The following is a 21,005-nucleotide window of genomic DNA, read 5'->3' as shown; positions in this document are numbered from 1 at the left end:
GAATAGCAAGTGAAGCTAGTAAACAGTAAGTAGATCCAGAATTGCCAGTAAAAGATTTCAATGGATAAAAGCGCAATGAAACCGGTGAAAGTTGTCATCAAAATAGGAGGGAGCCTGATCCGGGAGGCACCTGAGCTTGTGGACAGGCTCGTAAAAGAATTCGGTTCAGGTATCAAGGATGCTCCTCCGGGTGGGGTGGTTCCGGGGAAAATGCCCTTTTCCATCCTTATAGTGCCGGGAGGAGGGGTATTTGCTGACGCCGTAAGAGAAGCTGATGAGATGTTCGGGCTCGGAGAAGATGCGTCTCACTGGATGGCTATACTTGGAATGGAGCAGTATGCCTGTTATCTGCAGGACAAAAGCCGTGTAAAAGGCACGGATTCAATAAAAGAGCTGCTTCAGGGAGTTTCAATTCTTTTTCCTTACAGGCTCCTCAAGGCAGAAGACCCTCTTCCACATTCATGGGAAGTAACCTCGGACACGATTGCTGCCTGGGTTGCAAGGCAAACAGGAGCCGTTTTTATTAAGGCTACAGATGTTGACGGGATGTTCTGGAAAGGAAAATTGATCCGGGAAATTTTTACACCGGATCTTGCAGGAGACTTCGAAAGCTGCATTGACTCTGCGCTTCCCGGCTTCCTTCAAAAAAACAAAATGGAATGCATAATTGTAAATGGAAAATTCCCTGAAAGAGTAATTCAGGCGGTGTATGGAAAGCCTGTGACCTGTACGGCGGTAAAGGGGAATATTTAAATTGTATATCGTATATGACTAGGGAGAGAAGCAAACCGCGTCCAAAAAGCATCATTACATTCAGTTCATCAGATTTGTTGATGTTAATACGGGTGCCAAAAAAAGCAGGTTACTGAAGCCTGGTCAGGTGCCTGATTCACCGGTTAATTCATTGCAGTTTCCTATAAGAAATAATTAAGGAGAAGAAAAATGTCATCAGATAAAGTTGAGTACTGTACCTCGTGCGGTATCCGCCTTGTGGAAAAAGGCTATGTGAAGTTTCCCTGCCCGCAGTGCGGAGCAGAGATCGGAAGATGTACAAGCTGCAGGCAGCAGGGTAATGTATATACCTGTCCAAAGTGCGGATTCAAAGCTCCGTGATTTCGGGCAGAACGCCAGAAAGATCCAGACACAAATTTTAAACGCAGATTGAAACTGGTTTGCAGGATAATATACACTATATGAGGAATTGAAATGGGTGATGTTGCAGCAAAATTAAAAATCATGCCAGAAAGCGTTGACACCGACCTTGTAGGGCTGAAGGAAAATCTCAAAAATGTAATTCCGGCAGGAGCACAGCTTCACGGTGACATAGTTGAAGAGCCTATAGCCTTTGGATTAAAGGCTCTGATTGTTACGCTGATTGTTAATGACGAGGAAGGCGGGACTGAACCTGCAGAAGAAGCTTTTGCAAAAGTTTCCGGCGTAGAGAATGTCCAGGTCCTGGAAGCCTACCGCATCTGAGAAGGAAAAAAGAGCCGGATAACATTTCCGGAAAACTTTTTTCACCTTTCTCTTTTTCGTAAAAGGGCTCGTAGATCAGGGGAAGATCGTTACGTTCGCAACGTAAAGGCCGCGGGTTCAAATCCCGCCGAGTCCACTAACAAATTTATAAAAATTAGTCTGTTTTTTCCTATTTTTGTTCTCATTGTGCTTACCCATGATTGTATCAATTTTATAACTGTCTAAAAATAGCAAAGAATTAAATACAAATAACTCTTTTTAAATATTAGTGTGGTCATCCCACGCTAGAATAACCCCCTCAGATGGCCAGGGAAAGTTGAAGCTCCCCCTGGCCACTATATTAAAAATATCTATAAATACCTTTAAAAAATTTCACCCAATTTTTCAGGACTTTTTATATTTTACTCACTCTGTTATTATTTTTCTTATTCTATCTTTTAACCATTTCCTGACAGAAAAAACATTAAATAGTTCTCATACTGTTTTGAAAAGCAGGTTTATTTTTAAACTCTCTAAATCTTAATTCAGTTTTTTAAATCTCTAAATCTTAATACAGTTTTTTAAACTCTCTATATATTTGATGAGTCTAATCTTAATCTCAGGATCTGAACTTTACAAAAAGCGGGAATACATCAGATAGTTTTTAAACAATGGTGCCTATTATAGTCCAGCCTATATTTTTTTACGATAATGCTTCAGATATATGGGATTAAAGGGAATAAATCTCGGAAAAAATGAAAAAGTCCAAACAGATTGTTTTTGACCCTATTTTTGAGCGAAGAATTACCCTCTCTGCGACCTGCAGAATAGGCTAAGAGTGAATGGGGGACTGGTATTTATTAAAAGTAACAGCTTGCCCGAAAGAAAAGAAGATACTGAAGAAATTGAACAGGAAATTTCAGCAGGACTGCAAGAAATAACGATGAAGCATTTTTCTTCCGGGAACTCTAACCCCGTTCTCAGGATAGACAGGAAAGGAAGGGTTCTTTACGCGAATAGGGCAGCAGATTTTCTTCTTGAACACTGGGGCACAAAAGAAGGAGAAGAAATCCCTCAAACCCTCCTTAAAGATATGAAACGAATTATTTTTCAACAAAATCCCGAAAACCTTGAAATCAATACAGGAAAAGTTACGTATTCTCTGGTGCTCAAAGACTGTCCTGAAGACGGCTGTTTGGATATTTATGGGTTTGATATCAGTTACAGGGTACAGGCTGAAGAGGAGCTCGGGAGCAGGTACAAAAGACTGGAAGAACTGGTCAGGCTGAAGTCTGCTGAGTGTATGGAAGTAAATGAAAGGCTCGCGAAGGAAGTAATTGAGAGACAGAGAGTCGAGCACATTTTCAGGAACAACCTTCGGTTTATTGAGACTCTTCTTGACAGCATCCCGAGCCCTGTATTCCAGAGAGACCTTAATGAGGTTTATGTAAACTGCAATGAGAGTTTTGCCAGACAAATAATGGGGCTTCCCAAGGAGGCAGTTATAGGGGGCTCATTCTCGGAATTTCAGAAAAAGGTCCCTAAAGAGCTGGCTGATATCTATTACAAACATGATAGGGAACTTATTCAGAATGGGGGCAGCAATTATTACGAAACCAGGGTTATCTGTGCTGATGGCAGAACCAGGGATTTTCTGTTCCATAAGGCTGCTTACAGAGACGGCGCAGGAGAGGTTGCCGGAATTGCAGGTATAATGCTGGATATTACTCCGAGGAAAGAAGCTGAAAGATTCTTAAGAAAAACTGAAGAGAAATACAGGCTTGCTTCCAAGCAAACAGGGCAGCTTGTTTACGATTATGAGATAGAACCAGATATTATTCACTGGGCAGGGGCAATCTCACAGATAACCGGCTACAGTCCGGAAGAGTTCATGCAGGTGGGCCTGGAGGGCTGGATAGGGCATGTTCATCCTGAAGACCGTAAAAGGGTGTGGGAAGTCCATGAAATGTGTATGAAAAACGGGGGGAAATTCCTCGAAGATTACAGGTTCAGAAAAAAAGATGGCAGCTATTTTTATGCGGAAGACAGCGGGGTGTACATTCAGGATGACTTTAACAGGGTCTGCAGGATTGTCGGGGTAATAAAAGACATCACTGAAAGTAAACTTGCCAGGGAATCCCTTGAACGAAGTGAACAGAGATTCCGCATGATTACAGAACAGACAGGCCAGCTCGTTTACGATTATGATGTACAGAACAATAGCAATTACTGGGTAGGAGCAATAGAAGAACTGACAGGATACAGTTTTGAAGAGTTTCAGGGCTTCACACCCGAGGTATGGTCTCAACACGTCCATCCTGAAGACAGGGAAAAAGCGGTAAGAGCCCATTTTGAGTGCATTAAAAACGGGGGGAAATTCTGTGAAGAATACAGGTTCAGAATAAAAGATGGGACCTATATTTACGTTGAAGACAGCGGTATCTATCTTAAAACCGGGGATCAAGGGATATACAGGGTTCTTGGGGTAATGAAAGATATTACTGAGAAGAGGCTTGCCCGGCAGAAACTTCAGGAAAGTGAAGAGAGATTCAGAATAGCTGCAGAACAGACAGGTCAGATAGTCTTTGAACATGACCATGGAGACCGGTATATCAAGTGGGTAGGAGCTATTCAGGACGTTACGGGATACACAGTAGAAGAATTCATAAAATTTGATAATGCTGCATGGGCAAATCATATTCATCCCGAAGACAGGGACAGGACTCTTGCTGAGTTGAAGAAGTTTCAGGAAAATGAAAATAAGTTCCGCACTGAATACAGGTTCAGGAAAAAGGATGGGAGTTATATCCATCTTGAAGACAGTGGAATTTACCTGAGAAATGAAGACGGAAACATCCGGAAAGCCTTTGGCGTCATGAAAGACATTACAGAAATAAAAATGGCTTCGGAGAAGCTGAAGGAGAGTGAGGAGCGCTACAGGTTATTTATGAAGAACTTCAGGGGAATCGCTTTCCAGATGGACATAGACTTCACCCCTATTCTTGTAGACGGCAATGTAGAGGAAATTACGGGGTACAGAATGGAAGACCTGAGTTTAGGAAAAATCGATTGGTATCGGATTGTCCATCCTGATGACCGGGTAAAACTTTTTGAAAATAGGGAGGGGCTTGTAAAAGACCCGTTCCTATTCATAGAACACGACTACAGGATAATGCATAAAGGTGGAGAAATAAAGTGGGTCCATGAGATTTTTCAGAATGTCTTCGACTCTATGGGCAAAAAAAGAATCCTGCAGGGTGCAGCTTATGATATAAGCAGGCAAAAAGAAGCTGAAGAATCCCTGGCAAAAATCGAAGAGTTCCGTAAAAAGGAAATACATCACAGGATAAAGAATAATCTTCAGGTAATCTCAAGCCTTCTTGAACTTCAGGCAGAGAAATTTAAAGATATAAATGTCCTGGAGGCTTTTCGTGAGAGCCAGAACCGTGTTTCCACAATGGCAATAATTCATGAGGAACTGTACAGGTCGAAAAATAACGAAGCCCTTGATTTCTCGGCTTACCTGCAGAAACTGACTGAGGAACTGTTCCAGACATACGTTGTAAGGAAAGGGGATGTTGACATGCAGCTCGACATCGAAGAGATTTTCCTGGGAATGGATACCGCAGTTCCCCTGGGAATAATTATTAATGAACTTATATCCAATTCTCTGAAGCATGCTTTTTTGCCAGGCATGCAAGGAAAAATTAGCATCAAGCTCAGCAGGACAGAAGAGAATGAAGGGAATAAAAGTATAAGTAATATCACTAATAATATTGGTGCTAAGAGTTCAATTGAGAGAAATTTCCAGTATACCCTGGTAGTTTCTGACAATGGGTTGGGTTTTCCGGAAAACATTGATTTCAGGAGCACTAACTCTCTGGGTCTGCAGCTCGTAAATATACTTGTCGAGCAGCTGGAGGGTAGAATTGAACTTGAGAATGATTCAGGAACCAAGTTCAAAATCTGGTTTAAGGATCCCTACCATTCATCTGAAAATTTATCCAGCACTAAAGGGGAGATATGATGAAAAAAGCAAAAATTCTGGTTGTTGAGGACCAGAACATCGTCGCTCTAAATATCAGAAACAAACTTAAAAATTTGGGTTACACTGTACCCGGTACTGCATCCACAGGAGAGGAAGCAATAAGAAAAGCGGAGCTGACGAATGCAGATCTTGTTTTAATGGATATTATGTTAAAAGGGGACATGGATGGTATTGAAGCTGCCCGCGAGATAAAAACCCGCCTTAAGATTCCTGTACTCTACCTGACCGCCTATACGGATGATGAAACCCTTGAAAGGGCTAAAATGACAGAACCTGCAGGGTATATTTCCAAGCCTTTCAAAGAAGAAGACCTGCATAGCAACATTGAAATGGCTCTCCATAAACATAGGGCCGAAAAAAAAGAGACTGAAACTTCAGCTAATGAGGAATAAGTCCTTTAATGAATTTAAAATACCTGTTTGATAAAGCGGGTATTTCTTCTTAACATCCAATTTCTTTTTTAAAATGCTGTTTTCTCCGTTTCCTGCTAATTAAAATGTAAGAGAATCCGGGATTTACTTTACGCTGAGATTCTCTTAAAGTCAGGAAGTCCATCAGAGCTTGAGGACCTTTGCAGCTTTCAATGCTTCGCTGACCATATTTTCTATATCAAGCCTTTTCTCTTCAAGAACTATAAGGTCATAGTTTGCCTTTACTTCGGGGCGTTCAGGGACTGCGGTGCAGCTTCCTGCAGACCTGGTAGATATATCGTAGGTCCCGATTTTGCGAGCAATGTCTATAATCTCACTCTTGTCAAAGGCAATTAAGGGGTGATATATAGGGATGGCAAGCTGGTAGATCTCTGCATGCATATTCGCAGCAGTCTGGGAGGCTACCTGCCCAAGGGAAGAGCCTGTGATAATTCCACTCGCACCTTCTTTTTTCATGATTTCATAGGCTTCCCTGTACATCATACGTTTGCAGAGGAGGCAGGTGTTTTTTCGATCGCACATTTCTATAAAAGACCTGAGATTGGGGCCATGAGGAATTTCGTAGGTGGTGAACTGGTGTCCTGAAGCCCAGGTCTGGAGCTGACGGATGCAGTCATAAGCCCGCTCCTTTGCAGCGTTTTCCGCATAAGGAGAGGTATTGCAGTAAACAGGGATTATCATCACTCCCCGCTTCATCATCAGCCAGGCAGCAACAGGAGAATCGAGGCCTCCTGACATAAGCACCACCATTTTGCCCTGGGTGCCAAGAGGGAGCCCTCCCACTCCTTTAACTGTTTCCAGATAAACATAAGCCAGGTTCTGCCTCATTTCTACAAAAATTTCCCTGTCAGGGGAACCGAGGTTAACTTTCGGATGCTTTCCTTCACTTTCAAGCATGTTCCAGACGGCATCTCCGCAGGCTCTACCTATATCTGCTGATGAGAATGAATGATTTCCACTTCTTCTGGCCCGGATTGCAAAAGATTCCCCTTCCTGGATGATTTTCTTTCCGAGAAAAGCGCATGTTTCGGCTGCGCTGTCAAGCTCAGGTTTGGTTATCAGTGCAGAGGATGTTGAGACTACCCCAAAAACATCCGCAGCCGCTCCAGCTGCGCGCGGGTCAGTGGTCTCTATAAATATCCTGCCCCATTCTCTCCGCATGAGGGAGTATGGAATGTTTTTTGAGTCCAGCATTGCGGCGATGTTTTTCATAAGTATTTTTTCATACCAGTTACGGACTCCAGGACTTTTGAGAGCAAGCTCCCCGTAACGGACTATGACAACGTTCGTTTCTTTTTCTGACCCCGTGTTATTCGTATTATCTGTGAAAGCACCCTGCATGTTCTTTATGTCTCTCTTTATTCTTTATCGATAGCGGATTAAAATTCTCTTTCAGCCTTTCAGAATTGTCTGTCATATACTCTAATAGTAGATATACTGGTTGACTGCAGAAGGCTTTAAACCTTTCAGAAAAAGAAATTTTTTCTTGAGCATTTCCGGGCAGTCCTCTATGTCAAGCTCTCGAAAGAAGTTCATGGACGCTAGATGCCAGCAGAAACGCCTGTCAGGGATTCTGGCAAGCATTCTTACCGCCTAAAAAGATGCTGAGAAACGGGGAAACCGCAGTGTCGGAGAAACAATCAGGCTGCTTCCATATCAGGAGGCTGATCTGAAAAATTGCCTGAAAATGCGAAGGAAGGCTGTTTCTTACAGCATCGCTCTAATTGAAGTAATATTTTTAGCCAAACATATTTATTATTCTTATATTGTTATGAGTTCAATTTCTGCTGTTAAAACTTCTGGAATCGGGTTGAATCAAAATAAATAATTCTCTATTTAATGTCTTATGTACTGGATTATGCTGCAAGCAGTTAAATGATAAATGTAGGACTTTTCCTGAAAAATATGAATAACATTATATAATTTTTTCTCCAAATTGAACAAATATATTAAATAAGTTGGGGATCATATAGATAATTATCTGGATGATTTGAAGTGCAGCTTCAAAAATTATGAAAAATGGCACTCAAGATGGTAGAATTGCACGTTTTCGAAAAATCAAAAGTTCTCATTGTTGATGACGAGAGGGATCAGGTAGAATTACTATGTTTGCAGCTTGAAGATGAATATCTTCCAATCCCTGCATATTCCGGGAAAGAGGCAATCGAACTCGTGAAAGCTGAACTTCCGGATTTGATTCTGTTAGATTTGATGCTGCCTGAGTGTGATGGTTATGAGATATGCAGGATACTTAAAAACGATCCTGATTACAAATTTATACCCATAATTGTTATTTCCGGATTTTTTGAAAAACCGAATAAGTTGAAAGCAACCCGGTGCGGAGCTGATGACTTTATTCAGAAGCCTATAGATAGATTTGAGCTTAAAACAAGGATAAAGTCTTTAATCAGAATAAAAAAGAATTATGAAGCTCTGCAGGAAAGCGAAAGCAGGTACAGGCAGTTTTTTAATAATAGCCCGGCTGTCACCCTTCTGGTAGACCCTGAGAGTTACCGTATTGTCGATGCCAACGATCCTGCATGCGCTTATTATGGATATACTTATGAAGAAATGACTGCAAAAAAAATCTCCGATATTAACGTATTCTCTGAAGAAAAAAATAAGGAAATTACCCGGCAGGTTTTTTTGGAAAAAAGAGGTCATTTCTATTCCTGCCATAAACTTGCCAGTGGGGAAATAAGACATGTAGAGGTCTATATCAATACCGTTAACATCAGAGATAAAGAACTTTTTTTTATAAATGTCTATGATATTACTGCCAGCAAGAAAGCAGAAAGAGAGCTGATCGAATCCGAAGAAAAATTCAAACAGGTTGTGGAATTATCAGTTGACGGTATCATCATAGGGACAGACAGCGGGAAAATTGTTGACTGTAACGGGGCAGCCTGCAGGATTTTCGGGTATGATAAAGAAGAGATCTTAAAATTGCAGGTAATCGACCTCTTTCCCGGGGACCTTAACATAATTGCTCATGATATCACATCCTGCAATAAAGCTGCAGGGGAAAAAACAGTCGAGAGGATTAATCAAAAGAAGGATGGTACTTCTTTTCCGGCTGAAGTTGCAGCAAGAAGAGTCAAACTTGGGAATGAAGAGGGGCTGATAGTGTATGTTCGGGACATTACAGAACGTAAGAAAGCCGAAAAAGCACTGAAAGAAAGTGAAGAGAACTTCCGTACTCTTGTCAACAACACTCTCGACGGCATTCTGATACTGGATTTTGAAGGCAGGGTACTGGCTGCAAATGCGGCTATTGGAAAAATGTTAGGCATGGAGCTTGAAAAAGTGGCAGGTATAGACATTATGAAATACCTCGCTCCGGAATCAGTGCCTGTTGCAGTTGAAGATCAGATTAATGTTCTCAATGGAAGGGGTGGCTATCTCAGCGTTTACAAGTCCACCTCCTGCAATGGAGAGCCTCTATGGATCGAAGGTCTAGGTACAAAAATAATTTACAGAGGTCAGCCAGCAAATATTGTGGTTATAAGGGATATAACCGCCAGGAAAAAAGCAGAGGAAGCTCTTATAAATGCGAAAACAGCTGCAGAAGCGGCTAACCGTACTAAAAGCGAATTTTTAACCAATATGAGCCATGAACTGAAGACTCCTTTGAACTCAATTATCGGGTTTTCAGACCTGTTGATCGAAGGAATTGCAGGTCCCCTGAACGAAAAACAATCCCGGTATGCCGGTTTCATTTCTTCAAACGGAAAAAATCTTCTCAATATCATCAATGGCATACTGGAGCTGTCAAAAGTAGAATCAGAGGGGGACGAATTAACTCTGCAAGAGTTTTCTGTCAACGAATCTATAAATAAGTCTATTTCGACAGCCCTTCCGCAGATCCTCAAGAAAAATATTAAATTAAACTACAATTCGGACAGCGATCCATTATGTATATTTGCTGATGAAAATAAGTTCAGGCAGATTATGGAGAGTTTACTGAACAATGCTGTAAAGTTTACTCCTGAAGATGGTTTAATTGATATATCCTCAAAGCAGGAAGGTGGCATCGTAACTATCAAGGTCAAAGATACAGGAATAGGGATTCCTGAAGACAGCCTTGATAAAATCTTCAAGCCTTTTATCCAGCTTGAGTCTTCCCTGAGCCGTACTTTCGAGGGCACAGGGCTTGGGCTTACCCTGGCAAAAAAGTATGTCGAAATGCACGGAGGCAATATATCCGTGGAGAGCAAAACAGGGAAAGGTTCCTCTTTTAAGGTTGAACTTCCGGTAAACCGACAGAAAACAGTCAGGACCACTATACAGAAACTGGATCAACAGATAGTTGAAAGCTGAGCTATGTAGCGGAAAAATCCTCAGGCAGGAAAACCATTTTATTTTCGCCTTTATCAGTTGCTGTTTTATTGACTTTTTACATTTATTCTTTTTACAGGATAACAGCCTGTAAACACAGTTTTCGATAATTCCTGTTTTAAAGATATCCTTATATCTTTAGTCTGTCATAGCACTGCCGATGACAAGCTACAAAGCTCTGGTAAAGGACGTTATAAATAAAGCCGATGTGCTTCTTGAGGTCGTAGATGCCCGTTTTCCTGACGAGACCCGAAACAGTGAGGTTGAAAAAGAGATTATTCGCTTAAAGAAGCCGTTTATTATAGTCATCAATAAATGTGACCTTGTATCAAAAGAGAAACTCGATAAAACCAAGTCCCGCCTTTCCAGAATTGCTCCCACTGTTTTCATTTCCAGTAAGGACAGGTCAGGGACAACCATGTTAAGACACCAGATCCTTGCATCCGCCTGCATAAAAGGGCGTGATATCCTTGTAGGCACACTGGGTTATCCCAATGTGGGAAAATCCTCAGTTATCAATGGGGTTACAGGCAGGCACAGGGCTAGCACTTCTCCTGTATCAGGCCACACAAAAGGAGTGCAGCATGTGGACGCAGGTTCGCATATTATGTTTATGGACACTCCTGGAGTCATCCCTTTCGATGAAAATGACGAATATGTTCAGGGGCTGCTGGGAATAAAGGACTCTACCCACCTCAAAGACCCTGTCGGGGTTGCCCTTATGATAATAGATAAAATGCTTGCAGAAAACAGGACTGCCCTTGAATCTTTTTATAATGTAACTCTTGAGAGCCCGGATTCTTACTCCGTTCTGGAGCAGATAGGCAGAAAGTGCAATTTCCTGCAGAAAAAGGGCGAAATCGATGAAATGAGGACAGCTACAAAAATTATTGGTGACTGGCAAAACGGACTGCTTCTTGTATAAATATAGATGCTTCTCTTCCTTATTTCAAGAGAGGTATTCGACTCCTTTTTCGTCCTTAATTCATCCTGAATGAATATATGTGAGTTCATATCTGTTCCCGCAGTAAGCAAAGATTAATATGGCGGTAATAAATCCCGATTTTATTTTAAGTATCCAGAAGTGCAGTTTCTCGCTGGGTATATGAATATTGCAGGCATACTGTAATATACATTGGAAATTTCCTTTTTGTCAGTTATCGTATACTATAAAGAGGTGATATTATGAGCACAGACCAGGAAATTCTTGCCAGGATTCAGGAGATCGAAAAGAGGATGGAAAGAATGGAGGCTACACTGGAAAGCATAAACAACATTCTCAAAAAGGTGGAGCAAAACACCTATTTTGGGTGTTATGTCGAGGGAGAAAAGCTGGATTAAGCCTGTAAACTTAACCGGAACTGAAATTACATCAGGCGCCCTGTTTTAGAGTGGGGATTTGCATTCTTTCCTGTTTTTTCAGAAAAACGTGGTTTTTCCTGAACCGGTCCCAGAGTATTGTTTCTCAATCCTCGCTGCTGAAACGCAGGACAGACGCATTTACTTTCTGTGTACGTACCTCATCGATATCTTTCCGTCCTGATCGTACTTTGTCCATACTGTAATATTTTTGTCTTCTGACCACATGTACTCGAATCTGGTAGTATTTTCTTCGCTTCCGGTCTCTATCAAGGCTCTGCAGAGGGTTTTGTTTTCAAACTCTTCAGTGCCTGCAACCGTCATGTTCAGCAACTTTCCTGTAGAAGGGTTTTTTACCTGGACCTGGGAGCCTGCAGGGCACCAGCTGCCTTCGGTTTTTTCCGAGAGGCTGATATTTAACTCGGTATCATTGCCGGAGAGTGATATTTTTCTTCCGTCTTCATCAAGGCAGCCCGATATTATGAAAACGGATGCGAAAAATAATATAAGCAATACCTGTTTTTTTGACAAATTTTATCTCCTGGGTTTCTGATTTCACCTGGAATTTCTGTTAATTTAAATATTATCTTTTGCAGGTTTCATTTCCAATTAAAGATAAAACGCAGAACATAAAAATTATTCGATTATACAGTCCAGATTGGGCTTCTTCCAAAAAAAGAGCTCTGAATATCTATTTTTCTCATCAGAGAAATATTCTGTCCTGTTTATTCTGTCCTGTTTATTCTGTCCTGTTTATTCTGTCCTGTTTTCCGAAAATGAATCTTTACACAAAATTATCTGTAAATTATTAATTAATATTCAATCTAAAATCTATTTTATACTGATCGGTTAATATTTGAATATGATAGCATGTAATTACCAATCTGGAAAACGGACTTAAAGGTTCTCAAAATCATGAAAATTTCACGCTCATCTTTTCGGATAATGGAAAAGGACTTTCCAATAATTTTAATTTCAGAAACGCAGACTCCCTAAGTCTGCAGCTTGTGAATGCTCTTGTGGGCTGGATAGATAGGAATCTCTATTTTGAAAGAGAAGGGGCACGAAATTTATCATTAAATTCAGAGATACAACCCACAGGGATAAAATCAAAAATGAGCATGAAAAAGTCTGAAGATTTTGCTCTGGTAACCGAATTTCCCTCCAGGACAGAAAAACCATAGATTCTTCCTGTGGTTGTCTGCAAGCACAACTGCAAGCTGTCCTTTTCATCCGCTTCAGAGCTTTTCCTGTCCTGCTCGACAAAGGGGAGCGGTCTTTTCCATGAATTTTTATTCTGGTCTATAAGTACTTCTGTCTGAAGGCTTATTTTTCTTCTGGATGAATTTTAATATTAATAGCCGTATAGTTTAATCTAGGATTAAAGGGGTGGATAGGATTACCGGAAATCACTTCAAAAGAATTCTGATTGCAACGGATGGGTCGGAAAATGCCGAAAGAGCAGCTTCTTACGGGATAGATGTCGCAAAGTCAACAGGAGCCGAAGTTGATGCTCTGTACGTTGTTTCTACCGAACACGCAGGAACTGCACGGACTGTAATGGGCTGGACGGACGCTTTTGAGGAATATCTTGCCAGCAAAGGAGGGGCTTCAACAGGTTATGTGCAGAACCTGGGGAAGGAAAGCGGAGTTAAAGTGAACCCTGTGTATCTGAAGGGCATCCCGGCTGAAAAAATTCTTGAGTATGCCGAGGAAAATGACATTGACCTTATAGTTATGGGCACACAGGGACTCACCGGAATTAAAAGGTTCCTTATCGGAAGCGTCGCAGAAAATGTGCTCAGGCACTCAAAAGTTCCTGTAATGATCGTGCGGTGATTAAAAAGGCAGTTTTCGTGGTCATTCTATGGAGGGTTCAATCTCCGGATGTTCAATAAAATATCCTGAATAGTAAATATCAGGAATACCCTGTAAAAACTTTTTTTAGGGGTCAGAGGCAGAGCACCTGAGGTTAAAGAGATGCTCATATCAAAAAATCCCTGTTACAGGATTTGTTTCTAAAACCCTGCACAGCTATTCCTCACGTATGAAGATTCCTCACGTATGAAGATTCCTCACGTATGAAGACTCCTTATCTCCTTTTTACATAATTTTAAAGCCTTTGTACCGGGTTTTTAGTCCTCGAATATTCCTGATCCCTTGAAAATATCTTTTGCTTCTTCAAGGCTCAGATCTTCCGGAGGCACGATTATATCAGACTCCAGGATCTCTTCGGCTCCAATTGCTTCTCCTTTTACCTTTATTTCGGAAATCAGTTTTGCAAGTTCAGCCCGGAATTCTTCTTTTTTTCCTTCCGTAACAAGAGTAACTATCCTGTTATCTATCTGGTTTAATTCGTCACACAGGGCTTCAGGTGCCCTGTACTGTCCTTCCCCTACGATCCTGATAATCATTTTCAGACCTCCTTTCCTTCTTCCGGGCCTTTACCTTCTTCAGTGGTTTTTGTTTTTCCAGATTCCTTCCCTGCTTCGGCTTTGAGTTTCGCAAGTTCGGATTCAACACTTGTCCGGGTGCTTATTTTTGCAAGCTCGCGTTCTATATCGTCCCTGCCGCCTGTGAGGTCCTCGAGAGTGCCGGCTTCCATCAATTCATCAATGGCTTCGGCTCTGGCTTTCATTTCTTCAGTTTTATTCTCAGCCCTCTCAAGGGCAAGACCTACATCTGCCATCTCTTCACTGATTCCGGTAACGGACTCGTTAATCTTTACCTGGGCTTCGGCTGCGGAGTACTGGGCTTTTATGGACTCCTTCTTTGTCCTGAAGATCTCTACCTTTGTAGAAAGGCGTTTTTCTGCGGCTATGAGCTTTTCTTCCTGTTTTTCAAGCTCTGCAATCTCCATGTCAATCCCATCGACCTGCTGCTGGATGGCAGCTTTTCTCTCAAGGGCGAGCCTTGCGAGGTCTTCACGGTCAACTGCAACTGCGTCCCTTGCCTGCTTTTCAAGCTTCTCATTGCTCTGGAGCAGTTTTGCTTTCTGGAGCTGGAGGCGCTTTTTAGAAGTTGTTACCTCCGCGACACCCTTTTTCACGTTTTGAAGCAGTTCCAGCTGCTTTTCATAAGAATAATCAAGCGTTTCCCTTGGGTCTTCCATTCTGTTAAGAACTTTATTCATTTTGGATTTGAATACCGTTTCCATCCTTGATAGCAATCCCATGTGTTTTCCCCTTTGATTTTTTTAAAATTATTATAACGCGGGAAGGTTTTTATATTCTTACTTATCTGGAGCAAGATTTCCTGAAAAAACCTTTCTGCACTTTTTCTTGCAGTATCCCTTTCTTCCTTATGCCTTTTGGGCGGAGTTATATTTTTAGTTTATCTGTGCCTTTGGTTTATCTGTACCTTTAGTTTATCTGTACCTTTAGTTTATCTGTACCTTTAGTTTATCTGTACTTTTTAGCTTATCTGTACGCTATTTTATTTTACTCTATCATTTACTTTTTCACACTTTTCCTTCCTGTTTCTTTTCTCTCAACATCCTGAATCGGCAGCTTTTTTTTCAAATCTTTTTATCTATATATTATTATATATTATGCCTGATTATTCGTAGCCACGCGAACGTTTTATATATTCAAAACACAACTTATCTAAAGATATTATGGCAAAACCTGAGACCAAGACTGAATTCTTTTATACCGAAAAAGGGCTTGTAGCCATAGACAGCCCCGTTAAACTCCAGATCCTGAATCTTCTCAGGGAAGAGCCAAAAACTTTTGATGAAATCGTAAGATATACGGCAAAGGCCAAGTCAACAATCTCTGTTCACCTGAATGACCTCAGGTCATGCAACCTTGTTGACGAGAATTTTGACCCTGAAGACCGGCGCAAAAAAATCTATTCCCTGACTTCCTGCTACATGGGCTGCTCTCAGGAGCCGTCCACAGGCAATTACAGGTGTCTGCTGGACCTGGCTGCTGCAAACGGAAACGACAGGTTCCGCTTTATGGAAACCATGTTTCATGTGTTTCGTTTTGGTTTTGAGGCTTACGGGATTGATAACTCCCCTGTTGTCAAGATGATTGGAATAGACATCGGGAAGCATCTTTCTCTTAACTTTGAATCCAGCACGCTTGAAGCCCTATTAAATGAAGTTGCAGGTTTTCTGGAATTTCATGAGGACTGCCAGGTTTCCGTGCTTATGGAAAACTCTCCCGCCCTCAGGGTAGACGGCGGCTTCAAGGCTATGTCCTTGCCCGTAACAGGAAAACCTTTCTGTTCCCTCAAAGAAGGAATAATTGAAGGGATCCTCAAAGAAAAGCTGGGAAAAGAGTGCGGTGTTCTGGAAATCGAGTGTTACGGAACCGGACACGAACACTGTCTTTTTGAAATCACAATCTGAATTATTTTTTTAGATATGCAGTTTTACATAATCATTTTTATCAGGAACTTCTTCTTTAAAAATGATCCTTCTGGCGTAAAACGTTTCAGGGAATTCCTCTTAAAAATTTACTTTTTATGCCCAGAGCCTATTTTTCAGGCAGGCTCACAGGCATACATTAATGAGAGTTAACGGGAATCCCCTATTACAACTCCCATCTCTGACTTCAGGCGAGGGCCTATTGCTGCCACAATTCCTGGTCCGTCTGTTGTTTCCCGGCATACGACTGCATGCTCAAGAAGACCAAGGCGTTCTATTTCGTAGATATCCCTGCCGTGGCCTGTCTTTTTTATAGCGCTTTTTATTTCCGATCTGGTAGCAGCATTAATGACAACTCTGTCCGTGCTTGCTTTTTTCCAGCCCCACCAGAGGTCAAGCTGTTTTTTAGTGAAGCGGGCTTTTATCTTTTTATTTGCCTCCAGCACCTCTATTTCAACAGGCAGGTGAGGGATCAGGCCAAACCTTGAAGCAAGCTGTTTTGGCTTCCCGGTTCCCAGTGCTTTGAGTTCTTCAGCTTCAACCTGCACAGGGACTCCGATATTGACAATAAAAGAATCTTCAGGAAAAGCCTGAAGAAAACCCATATATATCTTTCCGGGTTCGGCTTTTTTTGCAGGGCTTCCGTATCTGGACTCCAGGAGGTTTGCTGATACCTCTTCGTCTTCCCCTTCAAGGGAGAATTCTGCCCAGTTTTCCGGGGTAATGGATACATCAACCTTTACTTCGAGGTCTTTCAATTCATTCTCAACCAGGGTTTTCAGGAGTTCAGCCATCGTTTCCCGGTTTTTTCCATAAATATGCTGGAGGGTTACAACTTTTTTCATTTTTTTCCTGCCAATTCATTCTTCTCTATCGTACTGCGGGAATCAAACATTCTCCGGCTTTGAGCCCTTCAGGTAAGATTCAAGGAGCCCTTCTGTTTCTTCCAGAGCTAAAACCACTGTTTCGTCAACAGGAGTTTCTGCGTTTTCAATCTGATTATACAGCTTTTTGATGTCCCGGCTGTTGGGGCCAAGTTTTCTTGAAAGCATCTCCTTACTCTGCCCTGTCTCGGCTGCTTCCCTGTAGATGCCCTCTATTTTGTTCCTCAGATTCCTTACCTTTTCCAGGATTTCGGCGCTGAGAGGGTCAAGATCTTTTTCGCTTTCGTTTTCTTCTTCCCATTCTTCGTGTTCTCTGTATTCCTTTCCTTCGCTTTCCCTGACTTTATCCACTTTGCCCGCTTCTTCTGCTGTCAGGTATTCTTTTCTTAAAGGAGACTCTTCAGAAATTATATTCCGAAAATCTTTCAGGGCAGCTTCGACTTCCTCTCCGTATTTCGTAAGTTCAACAAATTTTATCCGCCCTTCGAATGTGAATCTTATAAGTCCGGACTGTTCCATCTTCGAAAGAATCCTCGTAGTATGGGCAAATGTCGAGTCTATCTCCTTTGAAATAACAGAAGCATAGGTTTTTCCTGTAGAACCTATGAATAGCAGTGCACGCGTGGGTTTTTCCTGCAAAAACAGCTTTTCTGCATCTTCTTCAGACATGAGTATCACATAGAGTTTTTTAGCGGATCATTTCTGTATCTGAGCTCAGGCGTTTATTATTCGTTAATAGTTTATATATTATTGGAACAGTTTTTATGTCTCCATTTTTTAAATGAGTATACTCTTCATCCTGAAAGTGCCAGGATTATCTTCTTTATTTCGGCTATGGGAGCATCTGTTTTGAAAGAGGTCCCTGTGAAATGAGTTCTCGAAGCTTCAAACCCGCCTGCCCTGAGCGCCTCTATAAGGCTCTCTATACCTGTTGCTGAAGCCCCGAGTTCTTTGCAGATTACGTGCTGGTCGTAGAACATAGGAATGTCGAGTTCATCCCTGCAGAACGTAATTATTTTCCTTACCTTCTCTTTTGTATTCAGGGGATGCGCCTCAAGTTCGGAAATCACTTCATTGCAGAACTCAGGCTCTCTATAAGGTCCGAGCCAGAGAGGGCCTGCGATTTTTGTCAATCCTCCGCATTCAGGGCATTCCTTTTCAATATGGACAGCAAGCCCATAGACGGGTTTCCTGAAACCGCATCTGGGGCAGTGAGCCACGAATCCCATGGACTTAAGGGTCTTATCAGCCTTTCTGGACCCGGGCAGGACTTCAAGGTAAGTGCGGACGTAGTGGCGTGTAACATGGGAGAGCAGGGGCAACATGCCTTTTTCGTGTTTTGCAAGCTCCCTTGCACAGGCTCCGAGCAGTACCCTCAATCCCATTTCGCTGTGGTATTCCGTATTTAGTGGCACGGATGCGTATTTTCTGATCCCTGAGTTAAGGTGTGCGCCACAGAGAGGTGCTGTGTCTGTAGCAGTAACCGAAAGCATGCTGTATGCCGAACTTGCAGCCGCATCAAGGTAAGGCGAAGGAGTGCCAAAGGGGTCAACATCAACAATATGAAACCTCTGCTCATGAAGCAGGACATTTGCATTCCTGCGAGTAGCCTGGGCTTTTTCCTCAAGCCCGTTAATTTTAATATTTTCCTTTATCAGTTCAAACGCTTCGTGGCTCCAGTCATTCATGGTCGAGTGAATCCCTACTTCTCCTGCAATCCTCAGTCCACGGATCCCTGATGCCGAAAAAGCATCCACATAACGTATCTCCTCTCTCAGTATGTCTTTTTTTGAAAGAAGCCTCTCCACAAATGCTGCAGTTGCTGCAACATTAATATCACGGTTAAGCTCCATTTCCGGGTTATAGAACACCGGCGCTGCCGAGGGAGGGAAATTTGCATCCGGAGGCGGGACCGGAACCGATATCTTTGTTGTCCCTTCCACTATAGTTCTACAGATCATCTAAAGTTGCTATACTTTGGGATATTATTTTACAGTGATGGTCATTCGCATGTTCGGATATCCGCTAACGCTGAAACTGTAGTTGCCGGTTTCAGTGAATGTGTAATTAAAGGTGTTCCCGTATCCTAGCCTCTGGTCCTCGAAAAGCCCTTCCTCGCTGGTCAGGGTAAAAACGCTATCTTCAAAGTTTCTCCATACCACGAGATCCCCTACATTGATTTCCAGCTCCGAAGGGATGATCACATATTCCCTGAGCCTTACGAGGTACGTTCTCGGTTCGGTTTCCGCAGGCTGCGAGGTTTCTTCTTCCGTCAGGTTTTCGGTTTGCCCTTCTGCAATTGTGCCAGCGCCTTCCGGAGTCAGCGTTTCTTCAGCTGTTTCTGTTTCAAAAGGAGTCTCTATCTCCTCAAACGTTTCTGTCTCTACAGGCGTTCCCAATTCTTCTGATGTTATTGTTTCTTCTGCTGTTTGCACTTCCTCGTATCTCTGCCCTCCAGAATACCCTCCGGAACTTCCTGAATCCCCGGAATCTTCATCTTCCAGCTCCTGCTCTTCTCCTGAATTAAGGCAGCCGGAGATTAAGACTGACAGGACTATAAAAAGCAGGATAAGTTTTTTTATTGCCATGATTCCCCCTTGAGTTAATTTCTTTTTTACTCCCAATTCAATATAATCCTATTAAATAATAATATTTTCTTATAATATACCTTATTTTAAAAATAGTTTGTTTGTGATTGGTGATATCACTTTTTTTCTCAAAGAAATAAATTTTTGAAAGAAAGGTTCTCCGATTTACCAGCTTTTTTATCTGAAATTATTTTTCTATGAAGATGAGTTGGCAGTGTGCCTAATTTTCTGTAAAATTTGCTCTATACCCCTTAGTCTTCTTTTTTGATTACTGCTCCATTACTATATACCTGTTTCCAGTAATCCAGTCTTCATTTATATCAATGAGTATTGAGACTACCAGTCTCAATACTGATTCCTGGTTAGGGAATGCTCCTACAACTTTGGTTCTTCTTTTTATCTCCTTGTTAGTTCTCTCCATCATATTTGTCGTCCTTATTTTTCTCCAATGACTCTGTGGAAACTGCATGTAATTCATTACATCATACTGAAAATTCTCAAGAGTATCAGCTGCACTTTTATATTCCATCTTATCCAGTTCCCTTATCAAATCATTGTATTTATGACGGTCTACCAATGCTTCTTTTATCTTATCTGCTACTTCTTTTTGCTTCTTTTTTTGAACCTTTTTTAGAGCTTGCCTTATCAGATGAACGTGGCACATCTGCCAGCTTGATCCGATAAAGGATTCTCTAACTGCTTTTTGTATTCCTTTATGACCATCAGAAACAATTAACTTGACACCTCTTAACCCTCTTTCTTTCAGGTCTTCGAATAGATCTTGCCAGAACAGAGAGTCTTCGCTGTCTGCCAATCTTGCTCCAAGAATCTCGCGAAAACCATCATCCCTGACTCCAGAAACTATAAAGAGAGCTTTATTTTCGTAATGAAGTCCATCTCTTACTTTGAGATAAGTAGCATCAATAAACAAATAAGGAATTTCGTGTTCTATTGGCTTTGACAAAAATTCTGAAACTTTCTCATCCAGCTCTTTTGTAATCCTGGAAACTGAAGAGGCTGAGATTCCCTCAACTCCCAAAGCAGTCATGACCTTATCCACCCTTCGGGTGGAAACGCCTTGCAGGTAAGATTCAGCTACAGCGGATAAGATGGCCTGTTCAACTCGGGAATATTTCTCAAATACCTGAGTTTCAAAGGGAAACTCACGGAATTGAGGTTTTAATAATTCAAGTTCTCCATACTTGGTAAGGAGGGTTCGGGGTTTGTAGCCATTTCTACTGGCTTTACGAGAATCAGTCCTCTCATAACGTTGTGCACCAACCTGGAGGAGGGCTTCCTCCTCCATTACGAGATTTAAAAACCACGTAATTAAATGGCGAATTCCATCTTCCTGATCGACAAGATAATCTTTTATGAGTGAGAATAAATCTACCATTGACTCTGCATCCTGTTTTTTTGTGGTGAAAGGAAAAGGATACAGAGTCAATCATAATTTACAGAACTTTCGGTACACTGCCGATGAGTTAGATGTCGGAAACAATATTCTTGTTAAGGGTTCAATGTAAA

Annotated in this window: 20 protein-coding genes and 1 tRNA gene; 11 read left to right on the top strand and 10 right to left on the bottom strand. The window is 41.7% G+C overall.

The genetic code is table 11. The features are described from left to right. Nucleotides 1–75 precede the first annotated feature (75 nt). From MSMAS_RS11725 to MSMAS_RS11700, 6 genes are all read left to right on the top strand, one after another. A complete protein-coding gene (locus tag MSMAS_RS11725; protein ID WP_048041571.1) occupies nucleotides 76–753 on the top strand; it encodes an amino acid kinase family protein in 678 nt (225 codons plus the stop codon). Between the two features lie 189 nt (nucleotides 754–942). Next, entirely contained in the window at nucleotides 943–1,113 is a 171-nt protein-coding gene (locus MSMAS_RS11720) for a zinc finger domain-containing protein (RefSeq protein WP_011034430.1), read from the top strand. A gap of 93 nt (nucleotides 1,114–1,206) precedes the next feature. Beyond that, the gene (locus MSMAS_RS11715; RefSeq protein WP_011034431.1) at nucleotides 1,207–1,476 is read left to right on the top strand and encodes an elongation factor 1-beta; all 270 of its coding nucleotides are present in this window, start codon (nucleotides 1,207–1,209) and stop codon (nucleotides 1,474–1,476) included. A gap of 64 nt (nucleotides 1,477–1,540) precedes the next feature. Further along, a tRNA-Ala gene (locus tag MSMAS_RS11710) sits at nucleotides 1,541–1,612 on the top strand. Between the two features lie 717 nt (nucleotides 1,613–2,329). Beyond that, nucleotides 2,330–5,482 carry a PAS domain-containing protein gene (locus MSMAS_RS11705; RefSeq protein ID WP_011034432.1) on the top strand — a complete coding sequence of 1,051 codons (3,153 nt, stop codon included), beginning with the start codon at nucleotides 2,330–2,332 and terminating at the stop codon, nucleotides 5,480–5,482. Beyond that, nucleotides 5,482–5,895, top strand: coding sequence for a response regulator (locus MSMAS_RS11700; RefSeq protein WP_011034433.1), 414 nt, complete (start codon nucleotides 5,482–5,484; stop codon nucleotides 5,893–5,895). Before MSMAS_RS11705 ends, MSMAS_RS11700 begins: the two co-directional genes overlap by 1 nt. Before the next feature lie 162 nt (nucleotides 5,896–6,057). Here MSMAS_RS11700 and thiI read toward each other — a convergent pair whose 3' ends face one another. Further along, a complete protein-coding gene (thiI, locus tag MSMAS_RS11695; RefSeq protein ID WP_011034434.1) occupies nucleotides 6,058–7,275 on the bottom strand; it encodes a tRNA uracil 4-sulfurtransferase ThiI in 1,218 nt (405 codons plus the stop codon). Nucleotides 7,276–7,356: 81 nt separating this feature from the next. After that, complete coding sequence (locus MSMAS_RS18930) at nucleotides 7,357–7,518, bottom strand: hypothetical protein (protein ID WP_015412596.1); 162 nt, start codon at nucleotides 7,516–7,518, stop codon at nucleotides 7,357–7,359. 435 nt (nucleotides 7,519–7,953) lie between these two features. Here MSMAS_RS18930 and MSMAS_RS11690 point away from each other — a divergent pair, with 435 nt between their 5' ends. The 3 genes from MSMAS_RS11690 (at nucleotide 7,954) to MSMAS_RS18925 (ending at nucleotide 11,613) form a co-directional block, all read left to right on the top strand. After that, nucleotides 7,954–10,254: a PAS domain S-box protein gene (locus MSMAS_RS11690; protein WP_080503069.1), complete on the top strand. Its 2,301-nt coding sequence runs from the start codon at nucleotides 7,954–7,956 to the stop codon at nucleotides 10,252–10,254. Nucleotides 10,255–10,432: 178 nt separating this feature from the next. Beyond that, nucleotides 10,433–11,197, top strand: coding sequence for a GTPase (locus tag MSMAS_RS11685; protein ID WP_011034436.1), 765 nt, complete (start codon nucleotides 10,433–10,435; stop codon nucleotides 11,195–11,197). Between the two features lie 260 nt (nucleotides 11,198–11,457). After that, the gene (locus tag MSMAS_RS18925) at nucleotides 11,458–11,613 is read left to right on the top strand and encodes a hypothetical protein (RefSeq protein ID WP_015412599.1); all 156 of its coding nucleotides are present in this window, start codon (nucleotides 11,458–11,460) and stop codon (nucleotides 11,611–11,613) included. 159 nt (nucleotides 11,614–11,772) lie between these two features. Here MSMAS_RS18925 and MSMAS_RS11680 read toward each other — a convergent pair whose 3' ends face one another. Further along, nucleotides 11,773–12,162 carry a hypothetical protein gene (locus tag MSMAS_RS11680; protein WP_015412600.1) on the bottom strand — a complete coding sequence of 130 codons (390 nt, stop codon included), beginning with the start codon at nucleotides 12,160–12,162 and terminating at the stop codon, nucleotides 11,773–11,775. An 858-nt stretch (nucleotides 12,163–13,020) separates the two neighbouring features. Here MSMAS_RS11680 and MSMAS_RS11675 point away from each other — a divergent pair. Further along, nucleotides 13,021–13,470 (top strand): universal stress protein, encoded by a 450-nt coding sequence (locus MSMAS_RS11675; protein WP_011034439.1) that lies wholly within the window; start codon nucleotides 13,021–13,023, stop codon nucleotides 13,468–13,470. A 296-nt stretch (nucleotides 13,471–13,766) separates the two neighbouring features. Here MSMAS_RS11675 and pspAA read toward each other — a convergent pair whose 3' ends face one another. Together pspAA and MSMAS_RS11665 are read right to left on the bottom strand one after the other, a co-directional pair. Continuing rightward, nucleotides 13,767–14,045, bottom strand: a complete 279-nt coding sequence (pspAA, locus tag MSMAS_RS11670; protein ID WP_011034440.1) for a PspA-associated protein PspAA — start codon at nucleotides 14,043–14,045, stop codon at nucleotides 13,767–13,769. A gap of 2 nt (nucleotides 14,046–14,047) precedes the next feature. After that, nucleotides 14,048–14,806: a PspA/IM30 family protein gene (locus tag MSMAS_RS11665; protein ID WP_011034441.1), complete on the bottom strand. Its 759-nt coding sequence runs from the start codon at nucleotides 14,804–14,806 to the stop codon at nucleotides 14,048–14,050. A 441-nt stretch (nucleotides 14,807–15,247) separates the two neighbouring features. On the opposite strand from MSMAS_RS11665, the gene MSMAS_RS11660 reads away from it, so the two are divergent. Continuing rightward, nucleotides 15,248–15,988, top strand: coding sequence for a V4R domain-containing protein (locus MSMAS_RS11660; protein WP_011034442.1), 741 nt, complete (start codon nucleotides 15,248–15,250; stop codon nucleotides 15,986–15,988). 167 nt (nucleotides 15,989–16,155) lie between these two features. Here MSMAS_RS11660 and MSMAS_RS11655 read toward each other — a convergent pair whose 3' ends face one another. The 5 genes from MSMAS_RS11655 to MSMAS_RS11635 all read right to left on the bottom strand — a co-directional run bounded on the left by MSMAS_RS11655 (nucleotide 16,156) and on the right by MSMAS_RS11635 (nucleotide 20,925). Continuing rightward, nucleotides 16,156–16,851 (bottom strand): DUF2110 family protein, encoded by a 696-nt coding sequence (locus tag MSMAS_RS11655; protein WP_011034443.1) that lies wholly within the window; start codon nucleotides 16,849–16,851, stop codon nucleotides 16,156–16,158. Nucleotides 16,852–16,893: 42 nt separating this feature from the next. Then, the gene (locus tag MSMAS_RS11650) at nucleotides 16,894–17,559 is read right to left on the bottom strand and encodes a winged helix-turn-helix transcriptional regulator (RefSeq protein ID WP_011034444.1); all 666 of its coding nucleotides are present in this window, start codon (nucleotides 17,557–17,559) and stop codon (nucleotides 16,894–16,896) included. Between the two features lie 125 nt (nucleotides 17,560–17,684). Beyond that, nucleotides 17,685–18,851 carry a tRNA (guanine(10)-N(2))-dimethyltransferase gene (locus MSMAS_RS11645; protein ID WP_011034445.1) on the bottom strand — a complete coding sequence of 389 codons (1,167 nt, stop codon included), beginning with the start codon at nucleotides 18,849–18,851 and terminating at the stop codon, nucleotides 17,685–17,687. Between the two features lie 24 nt (nucleotides 18,852–18,875). Beyond that, nucleotides 18,876–19,478, bottom strand: a complete 603-nt coding sequence (locus tag MSMAS_RS11640; protein WP_048041146.1) for a cupredoxin domain-containing protein — start codon at nucleotides 19,476–19,478, stop codon at nucleotides 18,876–18,878. Between the two features lie 268 nt (nucleotides 19,479–19,746). Next, complete coding sequence (locus tag MSMAS_RS11635; RefSeq protein ID WP_011034314.1) at nucleotides 19,747–20,925, bottom strand: IS256-like element ISMma16 family transposase; 1,179 nt, start codon at nucleotides 20,923–20,925, stop codon at nucleotides 19,747–19,749. Nucleotides 20,926–21,005 lie beyond the last annotated feature (80 nt).

This window comes from Methanosarcina mazei S-6 (genome assembly GCF_000970205.1).
In the GTDB taxonomy this organism is placed as follows: domain Archaea; phylum Halobacteriota; class Methanosarcinia; order Methanosarcinales; family Methanosarcinaceae; genus Methanosarcina; species Methanosarcina mazei.
Note: the sequence above shows the minus strand (reverse complement) of the source record. Positions and strands in the feature narration are given on the sequence as shown.

Bases quoted from the DNA above. Each gene is read 5' to 3' on its own strand.
- MSMAS_RS18925 (WP_015412599.1), top strand. From the start codon at position 11,458: ATGAGCACAGACCAGGAAATTCTTGCCAGGATTCAGGAGATCGAAAAG.
- MSMAS_RS11655 (WP_011034443.1), bottom strand. From the start codon at position 16,851: ATGAAAAAAGTTGTAACCCTCCAGCATATTTATGGAAAAAACCGGGAA.
- MSMAS_RS11715 (WP_011034431.1), top strand. From the start codon at position 1,207: ATGGGTGATGTTGCAGCAAAATTAAAAATCATGCCAGAAAGCGTTGAC.
- MSMAS_RS11720 (WP_011034430.1), top strand. From the start codon at position 943: ATGTCATCAGATAAAGTTGAGTACTGTACCTCGTGCGGTATCCGCCTT.
- MSMAS_RS11700 (WP_011034433.1), top strand. From the start codon at position 5,482: ATGAAAAAAGCAAAAATTCTGGTTGTTGAGGACCAGAACATCGTCGCT.
- MSMAS_RS11645 (WP_011034445.1), bottom strand. From the start codon at position 18,851: ATGATCTGTAGAACTATAGTGGAAGGGACAACAAAGATATCGGTTCCG.
- MSMAS_RS11660 (WP_011034442.1), top strand. From the start codon at position 15,248: ATGGCAAAACCTGAGACCAAGACTGAATTCTTTTATACCGAAAAAGGG.
- MSMAS_RS11690 (WP_080503069.1), top strand. From the start codon at position 7,954: ATGGCACTCAAGATGGTAGAATTGCACGTTTTCGAAAAATCAAAAGTT.
- MSMAS_RS11640 (WP_048041146.1), bottom strand. From the start codon at position 19,478: ATGGCAATAAAAAAACTTATCCTGCTTTTTATAGTCCTGTCAGTCTTA.
- MSMAS_RS11725 (WP_048041571.1), top strand. From the start codon at position 76: ATGAAACCGGTGAAAGTTGTCATCAAAATAGGAGGGAGCCTGATCCGG.
- MSMAS_RS18930 (WP_015412596.1), bottom strand. From the start codon at position 7,518: ATGCTTGCCAGAATCCCTGACAGGCGTTTCTGCTGGCATCTAGCGTCC.
- MSMAS_RS11685 (WP_011034436.1), top strand. From the start codon at position 10,433: ATGACAAGCTACAAAGCTCTGGTAAAGGACGTTATAAATAAAGCCGAT.
- thiI (WP_011034434.1), bottom strand. From the start codon at position 7,275: ATGCAGGGTGCTTTCACAGATAATACGAATAACACGGGGTCAGAAAAA.
- pspAA (WP_011034440.1), bottom strand. From the start codon at position 14,045: ATGATTATCAGGATCGTAGGGGAAGGACAGTACAGGGCACCTGAAGCC.
- MSMAS_RS11665 (WP_011034441.1), bottom strand. From the start codon at position 14,806: ATGGGATTGCTATCAAGGATGGAAACGGTATTCAAATCCAAAATGAAT.
- MSMAS_RS11650 (WP_011034444.1), bottom strand. From the start codon at position 17,559: ATGTCTGAAGAAGATGCAGAAAAGCTGTTTTTGCAGGAAAAACCCACG.